Here is a 16,184-nt window from a genome sequence, read left to right as displayed (position 1 = left end):
TGACATACTATAACCATTTTAGATACCAATGGAATATGAAAAAGATGACCCCTGTTCAATACAGAGATCATCTTCTTAAAACCGCTTAGGCTTTTTTAAAATGTCCTTTACAAAGGGTACACATTAGTGATCATTAAAGGTTTTTTTATTAGAAGCCATTGTTTAAAGACCTTTTAGCTGGTAATAATATAAGATATAATTTCTATAAAATGGAAATTTATGCAAATATCTTTGTATAAATTTTTAAAGATAAACAATACTAGTTAAAACAGGGGGATTTTTATGAGCAAAGAACAACTTGCAAAAAGTTATAAAGTTTATGCTTATACGAGAGGATTAAATTCGTTTATTGAAAACGATTTAACCCAAAGCTTAAAAAAGCACGAAATAACTCTGCCAAGTTTCCGCACGCTTTGGATCTTATATTTCGAAAAAAAAATGACGATGACTGAACTTAATTACATAGCACAAACCAACTTTTCCAATGCATTTAGACAAGTAACCAAACTGAAAGAGGAAGGTTTAATCGAAATTGAGAATGAAAAAGACTCACGAAATAAGTTATTAACACTCACAGAAGCTGGAAGACAAATCGTACGCAATTTCATCGAGGAACATATCCTTCAATCCGATTTACAAATTACAAAATTATTGGATAAAATCCCTCAACAGGACCTCGCTATATTCATTAAGGTCGCCTCACAATTAAGCTCTGAATTAATCGGCTCGGCTTATACACAATGGGTAACAAAATCCACAAATTCCTTATTAAAAGATCATAATTAATCGTCGGCAACTAAAACACTAGTTGCTCGACGTTTTTTTATTTGCGTCCGCAAATAATTAGAAAAGAACTGTGCAATACTAGGATTAAATTATACTAACTCTTAAAAAAACACTCTTAATTTTAGTTTTTTTTAATGTAAGCCAAATAATTTATAATTCAATATAATGTCACGTTATAAGGATGGTGGTAAGCAAATGGCTAAATATACCGTAGAAAAGGGTATTTCGATATCGTCAATCATTTTGACAACCTTATTGTTAATCCTCTTTATACCTAAAGAAAAGATACGACAAGCACTTATTCCGTTTCTTTTTCATCAAGCCCTTACGTGGTTTTTCGGTTTAATCGTCGTGGAAAAGGGACTTATCAGATATCCATTTCGTTATTACTTTAGCCGCTCTAACAAATCGAGCTTTATATTTGAATATTTAATTTTTCCTGCATTTGCTGTATTCTTTAATCTTTTTTATCCCGAGAAGCGAAGTCTTCTTATAAAAAATATCCATTATCTATTTTTTACGTCGACTATTACTTTTTTTGAAACAATAGCTGTTAAGTACACTAAGTTAATAGTATACAAAAAGTGGACTTGGTATTGGAGCTTTATTACAATTTGGATTTCTTATTTTATAACCAATTTATTTTATAGGTGGTATTTTAAACAACCACCTTGTAATTAATATTTCTGAATTGTCTCCTCTGTACTCTAACTTTGTGTTGTACTTTATTTCAGTAATGTTAAATGAAAGTAAAAAGCTCCACCTATTTTTGGGGAGCAATAACTTGTTCTTATTTTGTTTTTTCCCACCAAGGATAGAATGATGGCATATCCTTACTAACTTTTAATGTAAATTCAGCTGGTCTCTTTTCGAAAAATGAAGCGACACCTTCTTTTGCATCTGTTTGATTACTTGACCAATTGATCATTTTGGATTCAATTTCATGGGATCTCGCAGGATGGTCAGCTCCGAGCATCCGCCACAGTAATTGTCGAGATAATGCTACAGAAGTTGCTGACGTATTTTCAGCAATCTCCTTAGCTATAGCTTGAGCTGTCGGTAATAATTCTTCTGGCGAAACGACTTTACTTACAAGTCGATTATCTAGTGCTTCTTGAGCTGGAAAAACACGACCTGTTAACACCCACTCACTTGCTTGACTGATGCCAACAATACGTGGTAAAAACCAACCACTACATGCTTCTGGTGCAATTCCACGACGACAAAATACAAAGCCCATCTTTGCTTGTGTTGAAGCAATTCTTATATCCATTGGAAGTGTCATCGTAATACCGATACCAACAGCAGGTCCGTTTATCGCTGCAATGATCGGCTTTTTTAAATCGTATATTCGTAAAGCAAGAATTCCCCCTGAGTCTTTAAATTCAACATCATCATCCACATCACCAGTAAATGATTGATCTCCATTATCTAGGTCAGCACCTGCACAAAATGCTCTTCCTTCTCCTGTCACAATAATTACCCGGACATTATCGTCTTCATCTGCTCGATCAAAAGCGGCAAGAAGGTCATCCAACATTTCCAGATTAAATGCATTCATACGGTCGGGCCGTTGAAGTTTTATCGTCATGATATGGTCGGCAATATCACACTTAATGGTTTGGAACATTATAAACCTCCTCCAAAAGATCTTTTAAACTTTAACAGATCTTGTTTAGCATTATGATGGTCCCTGCATATCTTTACTTTAAAAATTCTTTTCGTTGTGAGCGTGATGCATTTTCTATTAAACTGCGCACCCCAATAATTAACGTTTCAAATCTTGCATCATTTGCTTTTCCAATTTTCCAGCGATAATAAATTTGCTGTAGGATGACAGCAATCTTATAAAAAGCAAACGTTAGATAGTAATCAAAATTAGATAAATCTCGCCCACTCTTTACGGCGTAGTTTTCTAACAGCTCTTTACGAGAATAAAACCCCGGTTGACTTGTAACTGAAGGCAAACCTGAATAAGACTCTCCTTCTGCTGTCCAGTAAGCTACCGCAGAACCTAGATCGGTTAATGGATCACCTATAGTACACATTTCCCAATCAAACACACCGACCACTTTCCCTGGATCTGTACTACAATACATCATATTATTTAATTTAAAATCGTTGTGGACGATCGTTGGCGGAGGTGATGTCGGGATATTTTCCATTAACCATTTCTCAATGTGTTCTACGTTAGGGATTTCATCGGTTTTCGCATTTTGATAACGTTTAATCCAGCCATAGACTTGACGTTCGAGATAACCTTCTGGGCGTCCAATCGTTTCTAACCCTGTTTCTTTAAGATCAATATCGTGTAATTTGACTAGTGTGTCTACAAAAGCCTCAGAAACCAACTGTCCTGTTCGTTCTGTCCGTTCATACACTTCTGGTAGGTCATGATCTAAAACAACACCGTTTTTCTTTTCCATAATATAAAAATGTCTTTCCATAATATCAGGATTTCCACAAAATGATAATGGTTTCGGTGCTAAAGGGAAAACAGGATGCATTTTTTCTAATATCCTATACTCCCTTTCCATGTCGTGTGCTTTTGGCGGGATAGGGCCAAATGGCGGTCGCCTAAGTACAGCTTGCCAGTCCCCAATTTCGATAAGATAAGTAAGGTTTGAATATCCATTTGAGAATGCTTTTGAGTTCAATTTTTCTTCACTCAAGTTTGGTACTTCTCTACGAATATAGCTTTCTATTCTACTCCAATCAATTTCTTGGGTCGTATTTTCCATTGAATTATTTTTCTCAATCATTTTACAACACCCTCTCAGTCACACTTTTACAACCAATTTCCCCCACGTTTTCCGATCACCGAGCAAGTTCAATGCTTCAACAACTTCATCAAACTCAAACTCACGATAAATTAATGGATCGATTTTACCTTCTTTATATAACTTCATTAGTTCTTTATGATTTTGTTGGACACCTTTAGGGTTTAATTTAGAAAACAGTCCCCAATGAACACCGACAACAGAGTAATTTTTTACAAGCATATGGTTTGTTGGAGCATTCGGAATCGTTCCACCAGCAAAGCCAATAACTAAAATTCTTCCATCAAATGCAATACATTTCCTAGAACGATCAAAAACATCTCCGCCTACCGAGTCATAAATGATATCAGCACCTCTACCATCGGTCTTTTCTTTGACGACTTGAACAAAGTCTTCTGTTAAATAATCAATTACGATATCGGCACCAAGACTTCTACACACTTTCGTCTTTTCTGTTCCACCTGCCGTGGCTATCACATACGCACCAGCAGCTTTACCTAGCTGAATTGCTGCTGAGCCTACTCCACCTGCACCTGCATGAACTAACAGAATTTCTCCAGGTTGAATATTCGCACGATGATGAAGAGCGTAATAAGAAGTATGGTAGGTGATAAACATCGACGCTGCCTTATTTGATGGCATTGACTTCGGAATTGGGTAAATGGAACGTTCATCGACAGCAACATATTCAGTGAGACCACCGGCAGGAAGTTTAGGTAATGCTATGACACGTTGTCCAACATCAAACTTACTTCCCTCGTTAATAGCAACAATTTTTCCAGATAACTCAGCCCCAATAGTAAAGGGAAATGGTGGCTTTTCTTGATACTTTCCTTGACATAATAAAATATCAAAAAAGTTCAATGCGACAGCATCTACTTCTATTAATACTTGATTTCTTTCAATAGTTGGTTTCGAAACTTCCTCTATTCTTAGTACGTCATTAGGCTCACCGTTTTCTTTTATTAACCAACTTCTCAATGTGCACACCCCTTTTATATTAATTGTCCTATAAACTTAGTTCTTTAATTTCTTCAGCCGAGTAACCTAATTCGGCTAATATATCCTTATTATGTTGTCCAAGTGCAGGAGCTTGAGACCGAATTTCGCCTGGCGTATTTGAGAGTTTAATAGGTATCCCAATTTGTTGAATTTTCCCTAAATTCGGGTCATAAATCTCCTTAATAAGTTGACGATGAACGACTTGAGGATTGTCAATAACCTCTCCAAAGTTAAGTATAGGAGCAACACATGCATCTACACCGTCAAAAAGATCTAACCACTCTTGTAACGTTCTTTGTTGAATAATAGTTTGAATTTCAACCTTCATCTTATTCTGTTGTAGTAACGGTGCTTCCAAGTGTGGAATTAAATCCTCTCTTTCGATGGTTTTACAAAATTCAACCCAAAACTTAGGCTCTAGGGCACCAACAGACAAATAACGGGCATCTTTCGTTTCATACACTTCGTAACAAGCACGTCCTCCATTTAAAACAGATTGTCCTCTTTCAGACTCCTCCTTAGTTGCTAGAAAATTAGGTAACACTGTCTGTAGCCAAGAAAGTGAACCATCTAACATCGAAATATCGATAAACTGTCCTTTACCGGATTTATATCTTTCAAATAGCGCTAGTAAAATCCCATTTGTTGCCATTTGAGCACCACCGCCAATATCAGCAATTTGAACAGCCGAAGAAACCGGCTTCCCCTCTTGTTCTCCTTGTTGCCCTAACACACCCGCATAGCTCAAATAATTAATATCATGGCCTGGATATTGCGAGTAAGGACCCGTTTGTCCATATCCTGTAATTGCACAATATATTAATTGCGGATTAATTTCTTTTATCGCTTCGTACCCTAAGCCAAGTCGTTCCATAACCCCAGGACGAAATGACTCTACTAATATATCTGCGGTTTCTACTAATTGTTTAAATAGCTTTTTCCCTTTTTCCGACTTTAAATCTAGAGTTACACTTCTTTTGTTTCGATTTAATGAAAGAAACATAGGACTTTGACCGTTAACCGTTGGTTCCATCCAACGTGAATAATCCCCTACGTTAGGGTCTTCTACTTTTATGACATCAGCTCCGAAATCTGCAAGAGTAAGTGTGCAAAATGGTCCAGGAAGTAAACGGCTTAAATCTAAAACACGAATATCTTCTAATGGTAATGACAAAAGTACACCTCTTTTCTATTATTTTCAGCATCTAAAAAGACAACCATTACATATACATAATATTGGTATGTAAGTGCTTACAATATTTTTCTTAATAATAACAATAGTCAGTTATTTTTACAACTATTTACTTTTTGAATATATGTTTAAAATTATCTATTTATTATTCGTTTTTCTAAGTATTATTTACAACACGCGCTACCCTTATTTTCTTAGTGAACATCTACTATAAAACTAAATGAAGATAAAGAATTTTTTGTATAATGGGAATTACTACTTATGATAGAATATTATAGGTTGGTTATAAGTATATGATTTAGGCACAACTATCCAAATTATTTTATTACTAGTGTTTGACCATTATATTGGGGAATTTATCTGTGTTGATTTATATTTTCATACCAATTTTCAACGGCGTATGACAAAAAGGGGGGAGAAGCCATGTCGTTAAGAAAGAAAAAAATTGAAAAAAAGAAAGAAGAAATATTGAGATCAGCGGCAGAGGTTTTAAACGAGAAAGGCTATCACGGGGCGACAATGGAAGATATCGCAACGAAACTTCTTATGACTAAAGGTTCTATGTACTATTACTTTAAAAATAAAGAGGACCTTTATTTTCAGTGCCATAAAATGATGATCGATAAAAGTAGTGAAAAAATAGAAGAAATTATCAAGAGCGAGACAACTGCACTTGAAAAATTAAAGTCGGCCATCATTTCACATATTCAATTAGCGACGACTGAAAAACCGATGTTTAGCTTAATGGACAAGCCTGAACAAAAATTTACAGGTGACTATTTAATAGACGTTTTACAACAACGATCTGATTATGAGAAGTATTTTGATCAGATTATACAAGAGGGAATTGAAACAGGAGAATTTACTTCTGTGGATGTAAGACTATTACGTTTACTCATCTTAGGTTCGCTAAATTGGATCTTAGAATGGTATACTCCAGATGGTGAAAAAACACAAGATGAAATTTCTGAAGTCTTTTCCGATTACTTATTACGAATTGTTAAGGGATAGACTCTCAACTCAATACATAGTTGCTTTGCATACGCCTATAAATACCATCAGTCAATAACGTAAAAAAGACAGCGCTATGCTGCCTTTTTTACATTTTTTTATAGTAATAATCCACCGTTTCAAGTATTTGTTTTTTCGTAACCGGCTTCGTTAAATACCCATCACATCCAGATTGATAACTTTTTTGTTTATCTTTGTTAAGAGCATGTGCGGTGAAGGCAACAATGGGGGTTCGTTTTTTATTTTGTTTCACTTCCCATTCTCTCATCAAACGTGTTGCTTCATACCCATCCATTACTGGCATTTGTATATCCATAAATACAAAATCATATGAGGTTTCCTTAAATAATTGAACCGCTTCAAGACCATTTTCAGCAATATCCATAGTAACCTTTTCTTTTTTTAGAAAGGCTTTCATAAGGACTTGGTTATCATATGAATCTTCTACAAGTAAGATACGTAACCCAGCAATCGAGATGTCTTTATCCTTTTCTCTTAACTGTTTCTCTTGATCTCGTTTTTCTAGATGCCCTCTTTTTAACTGTAATGTAAACGTGAACGTACTACCCTTTCCTACCTTACTCTTAACCTGTATCGTTCCACCCATTCTTTCTATGAAACTTCGAACGATAGTAAGTCCTAATCCTGTTCCACCGAAACGACGAGTTGTTGAAGTATCCACTTGTGTAAATTGATCGAATATCGTTGGAATTTTATCTTTAGGAATTCCAATTCCGGTATCCATCACCTGACATTCAAGGATAAAGGAATTTTTTTCGATTAAATCTTTTTGCTTGAGTTTAATGCAGACCTGGCCACCTTGAGTGAACTTTATTGCATTTCCGATTAAGTTCGTGAAGATTTGCCTTAAACGCGCTTGGTCGGTTACTACAACTGCTGGTAGACTAGTATCATAATTAAATCTTAATTGAATTCCTTTCTTATCGGCTTCAAAGGAGAAAACTTGAATAACTTCTTCAGCCAATTTCTTTAAATCAAACTCTTCCTCTACTATTGAAACATGCCCTGCTTCAACCTTTGATAAATCTAGAACATCATTAATGATACGGAGCAAGTTAGCAGCGGAATGTTTAAAAATTGTAACATATTGGTGTTGTTCCTTATTCAGTTCTGTTTCTAATAGTAAATCTGACATTCCAATAATAGCATTCATAGGTGTCCGAATTTCATGACTTACCATGGCTAAAAAATCTGATTTCGCTTGCGAAGCAACGAGCGCTTGATCCCTAAGACCTTTTAACTCTTCTTCAAACCACTTCCGTTCAGTGATATCCATCGCTATCCCTAAGATCCGCTGACCATCGCTCGTTTGTAAAGGAAGCTTCACTTGATAATACCACCTTAATTCCCCAGTGACTGGATGGCGGATCGGTTGTTCTTGCACGTATACTGCTTCACCAGACTCTAATACTTGCATTTCTAGTGTTCTTACGTCCTCAGCTTTTTCGGCAAAGTGAAAGTCGGCATATTTTTTTCCAATTATTTTCTCAGTTGGAGTATTAAATAGCTCTGTTGTAGCTCTATTCACTAACAAATATCGTCCTTCTGCATCCTTAACAAATATAGGATGGGGGATCGTATTAATGATATTAGAAAGTAATTGATCTTTTTCTTTTATCTTTTGGTGAGCTTTCTTCACTTCACTAATATCTTGTCCAATTCCTAGTAAACCGATCGTATGACCATTATAATCGATTAATCGCGTAATATGAATTTCAACTGGAAATGTCGATCCATCTTTTCTATAATAAAGCACTTTGCGAATGTACTCTTCCTTACAACCAAGTAAATCATTAATGAAATATTGAACGGCACCTTCTATATTTATGTCATGTTTTGTTATATACGGTTCCAACTCTTTTTTATCATGAAAAAGAAATGGAGTTTCCTTACCAATTACTTCCTTAGCTTTATAACCCAATTGTTGTTCAGCTGCTTTATTAAAGGTTTGAATAATACCTTCTTCATTCGTTGTAATAATTAAATTATTTGTACTATCTAGAATCGCTTGACGTACATTGTTTACTTTGCTTAACTCTTTAGTTATTTCATTAGCTAACATTTCTGCATGCTGTCTCATATGGGCCATCGATCTTAATACAAAGAAGACAAGAAGCGTTATAATAAGACCAGTAATTAAAATGATATTCGGAATTTCTTGCTGTAAGCCAGCAAAAAAGTACGGAGAACTTTCAAAATAAATCGTCCACTCTTTGTCTACAAAAGGAAACGAAACACTTTGAATAAATTCAAAATTGGACGTAAAAAGTCTGTCTTGTGGTATGCTAACCCATTCGTAAATTAACTGTTGAGGTGTTAGTTCATTTATAGAAGAACCATTAGATTGTTCATATATTCTAAAGTTAAGATCTTGATTGATGTAACTAGATAACGTTGCCTCAACAACTTCTTGCAAATATAACGCTATTAACACATGACCATACCAGTTACTGTTTTGCTCTTCATTAAGGCTACCAACATTTCCATCCAAATTAGAATAAACCGGTGCATAAAGAATATAGCCTGGACCGCTATCTCCTTTGTCAGTAATAAGGGTAATTTTCGAAGTTGCCGTATATTCTCCAGTTTCTCTAGCCTTTTGCATCGCTAATCGTCGATTTTCCTCTGTGAAATGATTAAAGCCTACTCCTATTTCCACATGAGTTGATGGCGAAACAAATTGATTAATTAAATATTCACCTTCATTACTTGCAGGCCAAACCTTATACTTACCTTCATAGATCATTTGCAAGTCTTCTTTAAATTCTTTTAAAGATTGCTGATCATTAACATACTTTGCAAAGGAAATGACATGAATGCCTGGGTAATTTTGAAAAGGTTGAAATTGTTCTTCGTAGTTTTTCCATTTTATATAATCGACCGTCACTGGATCACTTGCTGTGAAAAAGCTTTGATAAGCATTTAAAACTTCAACATACGTTTTTACCGATTTATGAAGTTCATCAATGATTTGTTCAGTATCATGAGAAAACTTTTCTTCAGCTCTCTCGTAAAGTATATTACTAGCCATTCTTGAAAATAGGATGGTGACAGTGATAAGACTAGCAATGATAATAAAAATCGTAAAGCGATGACTTAGAAGCTCTTTAATCTTAGTAATTTTCATGGACATCTCCTTAGAACTCTATGACGTGCAAACTAGTTAAGCATCTCTAGTAAACATATATCAAAACACTCCACTTGGTTCCGTCCTGAGTTCTTCGCTTCGTATAAAGCTTTATCTGCCATATCTATTAGTGTTTCAATAGATTTAATACTTTCACAGCCATGAAAAGAAGATACTCCTAAACTGATTGTTACAACATTACTTACTGTTGAGCTAACGTGAGGAATTTGACTATTTTCAATATTTCGTCTCATTTTTTCAGCAATGTGCAATGCCCCATCTAGATCTGTATCAGGTAAAACGACAGCAAATTCCTCTCCGCCGTAACGAGCTACCAAATCCGTCGCTCGATTTATCGTACTGTGAAGAACCTTTGCTACTTTCTTTAAACACTCATCGCCTTCTAGATGTCCGTATGTATCATTATATAATTTAAACTTATCGATATCTAAAAGGATGAGTGATAAGTTTGACTTTTGGCGTTTCGCTCGTTTCCATTCGAGTTCAATATAACTATTAAATCTCCTTCGATTCGGAATACCTGTTAAACCATCAAGAGATGATAACTGCTCGAGCACTTCATTTAATTGATGTAGTTTTTCATTAGCGATTACAAGCTCCGCTTCTCGTTGAATGCGTTTATCCATTTCATCCTTTAATCGAAGTACAGAAGCAATTCGGGCGTTTAATTCAACTGAATGAAATGGCTTTGTGACGTAATCAATCGCTCCTGCAATAAAGGCTTGTTCAAGCACTTTGACATTAGTTAATCCTGTTACCATAATAATGGGGATGTCTTTTACAGCCTCAATTTCTTTTATTTGATTACATACCTCAATTCCGTCCATACCAGGCATAATCACATCTAATAAAATTAAGTCGATTTCATTTCCTTGTTTTTTTAGAATGTCAAACGTCTGGTCAGCAGACTCAGCCATAATAATTTCCTTATACCCCGCTTTATTTAATAATCTTTCTAGTAGATTACGACTGTCAACACAATCATCTACTACTAAAATCTTTCTCCCCATCATAATCACCCTCACTTGCTCGTTAACAGATTCTAAAATACTTACTTTTCTAACATTTACTTACGATCGATCCCTAATTTCGCCTCTCTCTTTTTCATTATTTTATCTATATAATTAGTATCAAGATCTTCGTCTATTGGAATGGCTGGAACATCAATAATCTCTCTCTTGCAATGAGGACATATCCATTCTTCTTTATCATCATATAAAGAAGAAATGGATACTTTTAGGCAGAAGCAACAAAGTTTTTTCTCGATCATATCTATTACTCCTTTTATTTCAAGTGCGCTTAAAGGACTATTACACTAAGTTTAACTGTCGATATCCGTTGATTTTGGGCTCATCGTGTAAAATGTTAATTTCCCACGCCTTTCAAGAACTGAAAGGTTGAAGAAAACAATACTCTTTAACAGCGCTTATTTAATCACTAGGACAGGATGAGTTGACAGGTGAACCACTCCATAACTCACACTTCCAAACGTATAATCTCCTTCTGTCGTATTGCTCCGATTACCAATTACAATTACATCAACATCCTCTTCATTAGCAATGTTAACAATTTCAATGGAAGGTTTTCCTGTTAGAACTTTACCTTCTGTTAAAACACCTGTTTCCTGAAACAGATTTATACTTTGCTCAATTAATAGTTTCCCTTGTTCCAATAACTTTTCTTTTACATCAGGATAAATACTTTCGAGATTATTCGCATTCGGAATGACATGTACAAAATAAAGATGAGTGCAAGTATGAATAAGTTGCTTTGATAAAAAATCATAGGCTTGTTGGGAAAAATCCATACTATCGATAGGAATTAATAATTTCATATGACCCGAACCATTTATTCAAAACAAATTTTAATTTGATCTAAGTAATTGACTAAATTTGTAATAGCCTCTGCTATACTATTTGTATCTTCTTCTTTTGCAGCTTCTTCTAGTTGTTTTCCTAACTCTGTAATAAAATCAAATCCATATCCTGATCCAAAGCCTTTCATACGATGACCAATCATACGAACTTGCTGAAAATCCTCTTCTACTAAAGCCAATTTCATTGTTTCTATATCTTTTTTTCTATTCTCCAAGAACCCAGGAATTAAATCCTCTAAATCTTTATCAATTGAAACCTGTATTGTTTTAATCATGTTTATTCCCCCAGAACTTGTTTTACTATCCTAAAGTTATTATAAGATTAGTAATATTACCATTCTATTCCTTTAGTTAATTTTAAATTTTAACGGTGGTGAATTCAATCAGATTTTGACATTAATTGTGTCTTTTTTACTACATTCAGAAATTTCTTCGTAATAATTCACTCAATATAAGTCCTTTGATACTACTTTGAAATATATGCCCTCAATGATGCAAGGTTAGTACTATTGTTACACAAAAAAAATCAGGTAGATTTCAATAATCTACCTGTCATCATTCATATTAGCTAGTATCTATGAATATATATTACAGACCTTCAACATATTAATAATGTGGTTTAATAGAATCTTCTTCTTTCTTATCTTTAGTAAAGTGACTCAACCACTTTGACATCTTAGTCTTAATGGATTGCTCTTGTTTAGAAGCAGCTGCTTCTCTAAAATGTTGTACAAATTCTTGGAAATGTACTTCTCGTTCTTCTAATTTTTGATGGATAAACAGTTTTTCTTCATTTTCCTGTTCTATTTCTTGTCTCAACCTTTGCAACTCATCCTTTGTTTGGTCCGAGGTATCCAACAACATTTGAGAATACGATTGTACGAGCGATGTTGTTTTATTATGACCGAGATTAATTTCTTTCTTTACTTCATTTTTAATTTCTTCTTTCGTCTCTTGAAGTACTTCTTCCTTAAAAGAAAAGATTGAGTTAGTTAATTTCTCAACACTTTCTACTGTTTCATGTTGTAATGAAATCATCATTTCATACTGATTATAATCTTCACTCTCTTCTTTCTCATCTGACTCATCATTGTATTCCACTTGAATATTCGTTTCAAGTATATATTTTACATCCTCATCTTTAATATTTTTATCTTTCAATAATTTAATCTTCTTTAACGTATCAATTTCATAATCGGTATATAATCTAGCCCCCGTTTTCGTTCTTTGAACATATAACATTCCTTCAAAAGTCCGTTCCCATTTTCTTAAGTTACCTACAGGAATTTTTAATAACCTCGATACTTCTTTCGTAGAATACTTTTGTATAACGTTCCCCATCCAAATCTCTCCTTTCTATTTTTCCAGTCATAATGGCTCTTAATTATCACTATTAGATATACCAGTATGTTTTTTCCTTCTAGGTGACAAAACTTCTAATAACATTCTATTTTTCTGCAATACTTTCAGAATTAAAAATAGATACGCGATTAGGCTCGGAATGTACACATCTTCCCCGTAAGATCGACTAAATCATTCGCTATCACTATCTAAATTCGTAGAGAAAAGTCATCTTTTGGTGTGTTTAACTATGAAAATACTAAATACTTAATAGCAAAATATTCAGTTTTCATATATAATAAATATAATTCGCATTACGAAATAAAAATATTTTCCTTTGAGAGGAGACGATCTATTTGTCTAAAATAATGACTCGTTCTGAAGTACCTGAACATTTAAAGTGGGATTTGAAGGATCTATTTGAAACGAAGGATGCTTGGGAGCTTGAATTACAAGCTGTTCAAATCGATGTAAAAGCCGTCACACAATATAAAGGAACTCTTGCCAATAGTTCTAAACAATTACTCGGTTGCCTAACAGCTTTAGAAGATATTCAAAAGCGCATAACCTACGTTGCAACTTATGCAAATTTATGTCTATCAGAGGATGGTTCTAATTCAGAAAGCCAAGCTAACTCCTCTCGAGTTGCTTCGATGCTTTCTAATATTGAGGCCGAACTTTCATTTGTAGAAACAGAAATTCTTGCTCTCCCTAATGGAAGGATCAAAAAATACATACAAGAAGAACCTGATCTTAAATGTTTTGAGAAAAATTTAAAAGAGCGATTAGAAAAAAAGCCACACACTCTATCTCCTGAAACAGAGATGGCTTTAGCATCGCTTGGTGAAGTTTTAGCATCTCCTTACAAGACGTATCAATTAAGTAAATCTTCGGATATGATCTTCTCTTCTTTTAAAGACGATAACGGTAATGACATTCCGTTATCATTTGCTTCTTTTGAAGATCGCTATGAATTATCAGCGAATACGACAGTCCGTAGAAATGCTTATCAATCGTTTACAAATACGTTAAAACAATACGAGAATACTTTTGCTTCCACTTATTCAACAGAAATTAAAAAGCAAGTTGCGCTTTCACGTTTAAGAAATTACAATTCAGTAACTGAGATGCTTTTACAGCCTCAACAAGTAACTGAAGAAATGTATAATAATCAGTTAGATATTATTCAAGAAGAATTAGCTCCACATATGCGTCGATTTGCAAAATTGAAACAACGAGTACTCGGAATAGATAAGATGATGTTCTGTGATTTAAAAGCACCACTAGATCCAGACTTTAATCCTCCAACAACGATCGATGAAGCTTCTAAAGTAATCCAAGATGCTTTACAAATACTGGGCCCTGAGTACAGTGAAATTATGGAAAAAGGGTTGAATGAGGGGTGGATTGATTACGCTGAAAATTACGGAAAAGCAACGGGTGCTTTCTGTGCAAGTCCTTATGGTGTTCATCCTTATATTCTAATTACGTGGACTGACACGATGCGTGGGGCATTTATTTTAGCACACGAACTAGGACATGCTGGTCATTTCTATTTAGCTGGTGCGAATCAAAGCTTAACGAACACTCGCCCATCGTTATATTTTATAGAGGCACCATCAACAATGAATGAATTAATTCTCGGTAAGCACTTATTGGCCAGTACAGAAGATAAACGAATGAAACGTTGGGTACTACTTCAGTTCCTCGGTACGTATTATCATAATTTCGTTACGCATTTACTAGAGGGTGAACTACAACGACGTATTTATCGTATCGCTGAATCAGGACAACCGATTACAGCGAGTACTTTAAGTAAAACGAAAGGAGAAATCCTTTCTAACTTCTGGGGTGATGCTGTAGAAATGGATGAAGGAGCATGCCTCACTTGGATGCGTCAACCTCATTATTACATGGGACTTTATCCATACACATATTCTGCTGGACTAACAGCTTCAACAGCTGTTGCACAGTTAATCGAAGAAGAAGGTCAGCCTGCTATTGACCGCTGGATCGAAGTCTTGAAAATGGGTGGTACGAAAAAGCCACTAGAGTTACTTAAGCACGCTGGAGTCGACATGTCCACTCCAGAACCGATTAGAAAGGCTGTTGCTTTCGTAGGTTCGCTCGTAGATGAGTTAGAAAAGAGTTACGAATAAACTATTAAAAATGAATGAACTCCAACCTAATAACCTCTAGCAGTTATTAGGCTGGAGTAAACAATATAAGTCAGCTATTTTATTAAAATATTCCTCAAAGCAATTAATTCAAGAAAATCAACGAATGCACCAAATGGTTCATCAACAATCTTCTCAACAGACATTTATGCCATACCAAAGCCAAACTCATTCACCACAAAGCCAGCAGTCACACTATTCACCTAATCAATATCAGTAATCTAAAGCAACTTTAATAAGCACTGTGACATAACAGACAACTGCTATGTTCCTACATATTGTATATTTTTCTATATGCAGTATAAAGCTTATTCTGTTACTTGGCTCATGACTACTTAGAACATTAACTTTGGGATGGTATGTGATTATATATCATCCCTTTTATAACTAACCAACCTAATAAAACCCCAATAAACAGTGTTAAATGACTTGAATATAAATAAGCAGCCTGTTTGGACTTACTCATCCTTTTTTCATACTAAAAAAGCACAACCCAATTGGATTGTGCTTTGTGCCTAGCGACGTCCCTCTAAACCTTTCTTTCCTACGGGGAAGTGGATCCATGAAGTCTCACCTTCGATGCCCATCATGTTGTTTTACGAAAAGAAAGGTTTCCTCTCACAGGGGGACATGATGTCTGGCTTCGTCCCTTGCCCATGATGTTTTCATCGACTTATCCTTCGAAGGGGTTGCCTCTTCGAGTCAAAGCTCTTCACCACTGATGCTTACTCATCCTTTTTTCATACTAAAAAAGCACAACCCAATTGGATTGTGCTTGATGCCTAGCGACGTCCTACTCTCACAGGGGGAAGCCCCCAACTACCATCGGCGCTGAAGAGCTTAACTTCCG

15 protein-coding genes are annotated in these 16,184 nt (G+C 35.1%); 5 read left to right on the top strand and 10 right to left on the bottom strand.

Annotated elements, in window-relative coordinates; genetic code table 11:
* The 3 genes from ACNSTQ_RS22460 to ACNSTQ_RS22450 form a co-directional block, all read left to right on the top strand.
* Nucleotides 1-89: IS3 family transposase (locus ACNSTQ_RS22460; protein WP_418201977.1), on the top strand; the 89-nt coding region annotated here is incomplete at its 5' end.
* Nucleotides 90-282: 193 nt separating this feature from the next.
* Complete coding sequence (locus ACNSTQ_RS22455) at nucleotides 283-786, top strand: MarR family winged helix-turn-helix transcriptional regulator (RefSeq protein WP_418201975.1); 504 nt, start codon at nucleotides 283-285, stop codon at nucleotides 784-786.
* A 165-nt stretch (nucleotides 787-951) separates the two neighbouring features.
* The gene (locus ACNSTQ_RS22450; protein ID WP_418201974.1) at nucleotides 952-1,467 is read left to right on the top strand and encodes a CBO0543 family protein; all 516 of its coding nucleotides are present in this window, start codon (nucleotides 952-954) and stop codon (nucleotides 1,465-1,467) included.
* A gap of 109 nt (nucleotides 1,468-1,576) precedes the next feature.
* On the opposite strand, the gene ACNSTQ_RS22445 is transcribed toward ACNSTQ_RS22450, so the two are convergent.
* From ACNSTQ_RS22445 to ACNSTQ_RS22430, 4 genes are all read right to left on the bottom strand, one after another.
* Nucleotides 1,577-2,416, bottom strand: a complete 840-nt coding sequence (locus ACNSTQ_RS22445) for a crotonase/enoyl-CoA hydratase family protein (protein WP_418201973.1) — start codon at nucleotides 2,414-2,416, stop codon at nucleotides 1,577-1,579.
* Nucleotides 2,417-2,489: 73 nt separating this feature from the next.
* Complete coding sequence (locus ACNSTQ_RS22440) at nucleotides 2,490-3,548, bottom strand: phosphotransferase family protein (RefSeq protein ID WP_418201972.1); 1,059 nt, start codon at nucleotides 3,546-3,548, stop codon at nucleotides 2,490-2,492.
* A gap of 18 nt (nucleotides 3,549-3,566) precedes the next feature.
* On the bottom strand, nucleotides 3,567-4,556 hold the full coding sequence (locus tag ACNSTQ_RS22435; RefSeq protein WP_418201971.1) for an NADPH:quinone oxidoreductase family protein: 990 nt from the start codon (nucleotides 4,554-4,556) through the stop codon (nucleotides 3,567-3,569).
* Between the two features lie 19 nt (nucleotides 4,557-4,575).
* Nucleotides 4,576-5,742 (bottom strand): CaiB/BaiF CoA transferase family protein, encoded by a 1,167-nt coding sequence (locus tag ACNSTQ_RS22430; RefSeq protein ID WP_418201970.1) that lies wholly within the window; start codon nucleotides 5,740-5,742, stop codon nucleotides 4,576-4,578.
* A 441-nt stretch (nucleotides 5,743-6,183) separates the two neighbouring features.
* Between ACNSTQ_RS22430 and ACNSTQ_RS22425 the strand changes: the two genes are divergently transcribed.
* A complete protein-coding gene (locus ACNSTQ_RS22425; protein ID WP_418201969.1) occupies nucleotides 6,184-6,771 on the top strand; it encodes a TetR/AcrR family transcriptional regulator in 588 nt (195 codons plus the stop codon).
* Between the two features lie 88 nt (nucleotides 6,772-6,859).
* Here ACNSTQ_RS22425 and ACNSTQ_RS22420 read toward each other — a convergent pair whose 3' ends face one another.
* From ACNSTQ_RS22420 to ACNSTQ_RS22395, 6 genes are all read right to left on the bottom strand, one after another.
* Complete coding sequence (locus tag ACNSTQ_RS22420; RefSeq protein ID WP_418201968.1) at nucleotides 6,860-9,919, bottom strand: PAS domain S-box protein; 3,060 nt, start codon at nucleotides 9,917-9,919, stop codon at nucleotides 6,860-6,862.
* Between the two features lie 32 nt (nucleotides 9,920-9,951).
* Complete coding sequence (locus ACNSTQ_RS22415; RefSeq protein ID WP_418201967.1) at nucleotides 9,952-10,950, bottom strand: diguanylate cyclase; 999 nt, start codon at nucleotides 10,948-10,950, stop codon at nucleotides 9,952-9,954.
* A gap of 56 nt (nucleotides 10,951-11,006) precedes the next feature.
* A complete protein-coding gene (locus ACNSTQ_RS22410) occupies nucleotides 11,007-11,210 on the bottom strand; it encodes a hypothetical protein (protein ID WP_418201966.1) in 204 nt (67 codons plus the stop codon).
* 156 nt (nucleotides 11,211-11,366) lie between these two features.
* Complete coding sequence (locus tag ACNSTQ_RS22405; protein WP_418201965.1) at nucleotides 11,367-11,774, bottom strand: universal stress protein; 408 nt, start codon at nucleotides 11,772-11,774, stop codon at nucleotides 11,367-11,369.
* Between the two features lie 14 nt (nucleotides 11,775-11,788).
* Nucleotides 11,789-12,091, bottom strand: a complete 303-nt coding sequence (locus ACNSTQ_RS22400; RefSeq protein ID WP_418201964.1) for an Hpt domain-containing protein — start codon at nucleotides 12,089-12,091, stop codon at nucleotides 11,789-11,791.
* 331 nt (nucleotides 12,092-12,422) lie between these two features.
* Nucleotides 12,423-13,157 (bottom strand): MerR family transcriptional regulator, encoded by a 735-nt coding sequence (locus tag ACNSTQ_RS22395; protein ID WP_418201963.1) that lies wholly within the window; start codon nucleotides 13,155-13,157, stop codon nucleotides 12,423-12,425.
* A 368-nt stretch (nucleotides 13,158-13,525) separates the two neighbouring features.
* Here ACNSTQ_RS22395 and pepF point away from each other — a divergent pair, with 368 nt between their 5' ends.
* Entirely contained in the window at nucleotides 13,526-15,316 is a 1,791-nt protein-coding gene (gene pepF / locus ACNSTQ_RS22390) for an oligoendopeptidase F (RefSeq protein ID WP_418201976.1), read from the top strand.
* Nucleotides 15,317-16,184: the final 868 nt, after the last annotated feature.

This window comes from Alkalihalobacterium sp. APHAB7 (assembly GCF_048323755.1).
Lineage (GTDB): Bacteria > Bacillota > Bacilli > Bacillales > Bacillaceae_F > Alkalihalobacterium.
Note: the sequence above shows the minus strand (reverse complement) of the source record. Positions and strands in the feature narration are given on the sequence as shown.

Excerpts from the sequence above, each read along its gene's own strand:
- ACNSTQ_RS22455 (WP_418201975.1), top strand. The coding sequence starts at position 283 with ATGAGCAAAGAACAACTTGCAAAAAGTTATAAAGTTTATGCTTATACG.
- ACNSTQ_RS22450 (WP_418201974.1), top strand. The coding sequence starts at position 952 with ATGTCACGTTATAAGGATGGTGGTAAGCAAATGGCTAAATATACCGTA.
- ACNSTQ_RS22445 (WP_418201973.1), bottom strand. The coding sequence starts at position 2,416 with ATGTTCCAAACCATTAAGTGTGATATTGCCGACCATATCATGACGATA.
- ACNSTQ_RS22440 (WP_418201972.1), bottom strand. The coding sequence starts at position 3,548 with ATGATTGAGAAAAATAATTCAATGGAAAATACGACCCAAGAAATTGAT.
- ACNSTQ_RS22425 (WP_418201969.1), top strand. The coding sequence starts at position 6,184 with ATGTCGTTAAGAAAGAAAAAAATTGAAAAAAAGAAAGAAGAAATATTG.
- ACNSTQ_RS22420 (WP_418201968.1), bottom strand. The coding sequence starts at position 9,919 with ATGAAAATTACTAAGATTAAAGAGCTTCTAAGTCATCGCTTTACGATT.
- ACNSTQ_RS22415 (WP_418201967.1), bottom strand. The coding sequence starts at position 10,950 with ATGGGGAGAAAGATTTTAGTAGTAGATGATTGTGTTGACAGTCGTAAT.
- ACNSTQ_RS22410 (WP_418201966.1), bottom strand. The coding sequence starts at position 11,210 with ATGATCGAGAAAAAACTTTGTTGCTTCTGCCTAAAAGTATCCATTTCT.
- ACNSTQ_RS22405 (WP_418201965.1), bottom strand. The coding sequence starts at position 11,774 with ATGAAATTATTAATTCCTATCGATAGTATGGATTTTTCCCAACAAGCC.
- ACNSTQ_RS22400 (WP_418201964.1), bottom strand. The coding sequence starts at position 12,091 with ATGATTAAAACAATACAGGTTTCAATTGATAAAGATTTAGAGGATTTA.
- ACNSTQ_RS22395 (WP_418201963.1), bottom strand. The coding sequence starts at position 13,157 with ATGGGGAACGTTATACAAAAGTATTCTACGAAAGAAGTATCGAGGTTA.
- pepF (WP_418201976.1), top strand. The coding sequence starts at position 13,526 with ATGACTCGTTCTGAAGTACCTGAACATTTAAAGTGGGATTTGAAGGAT.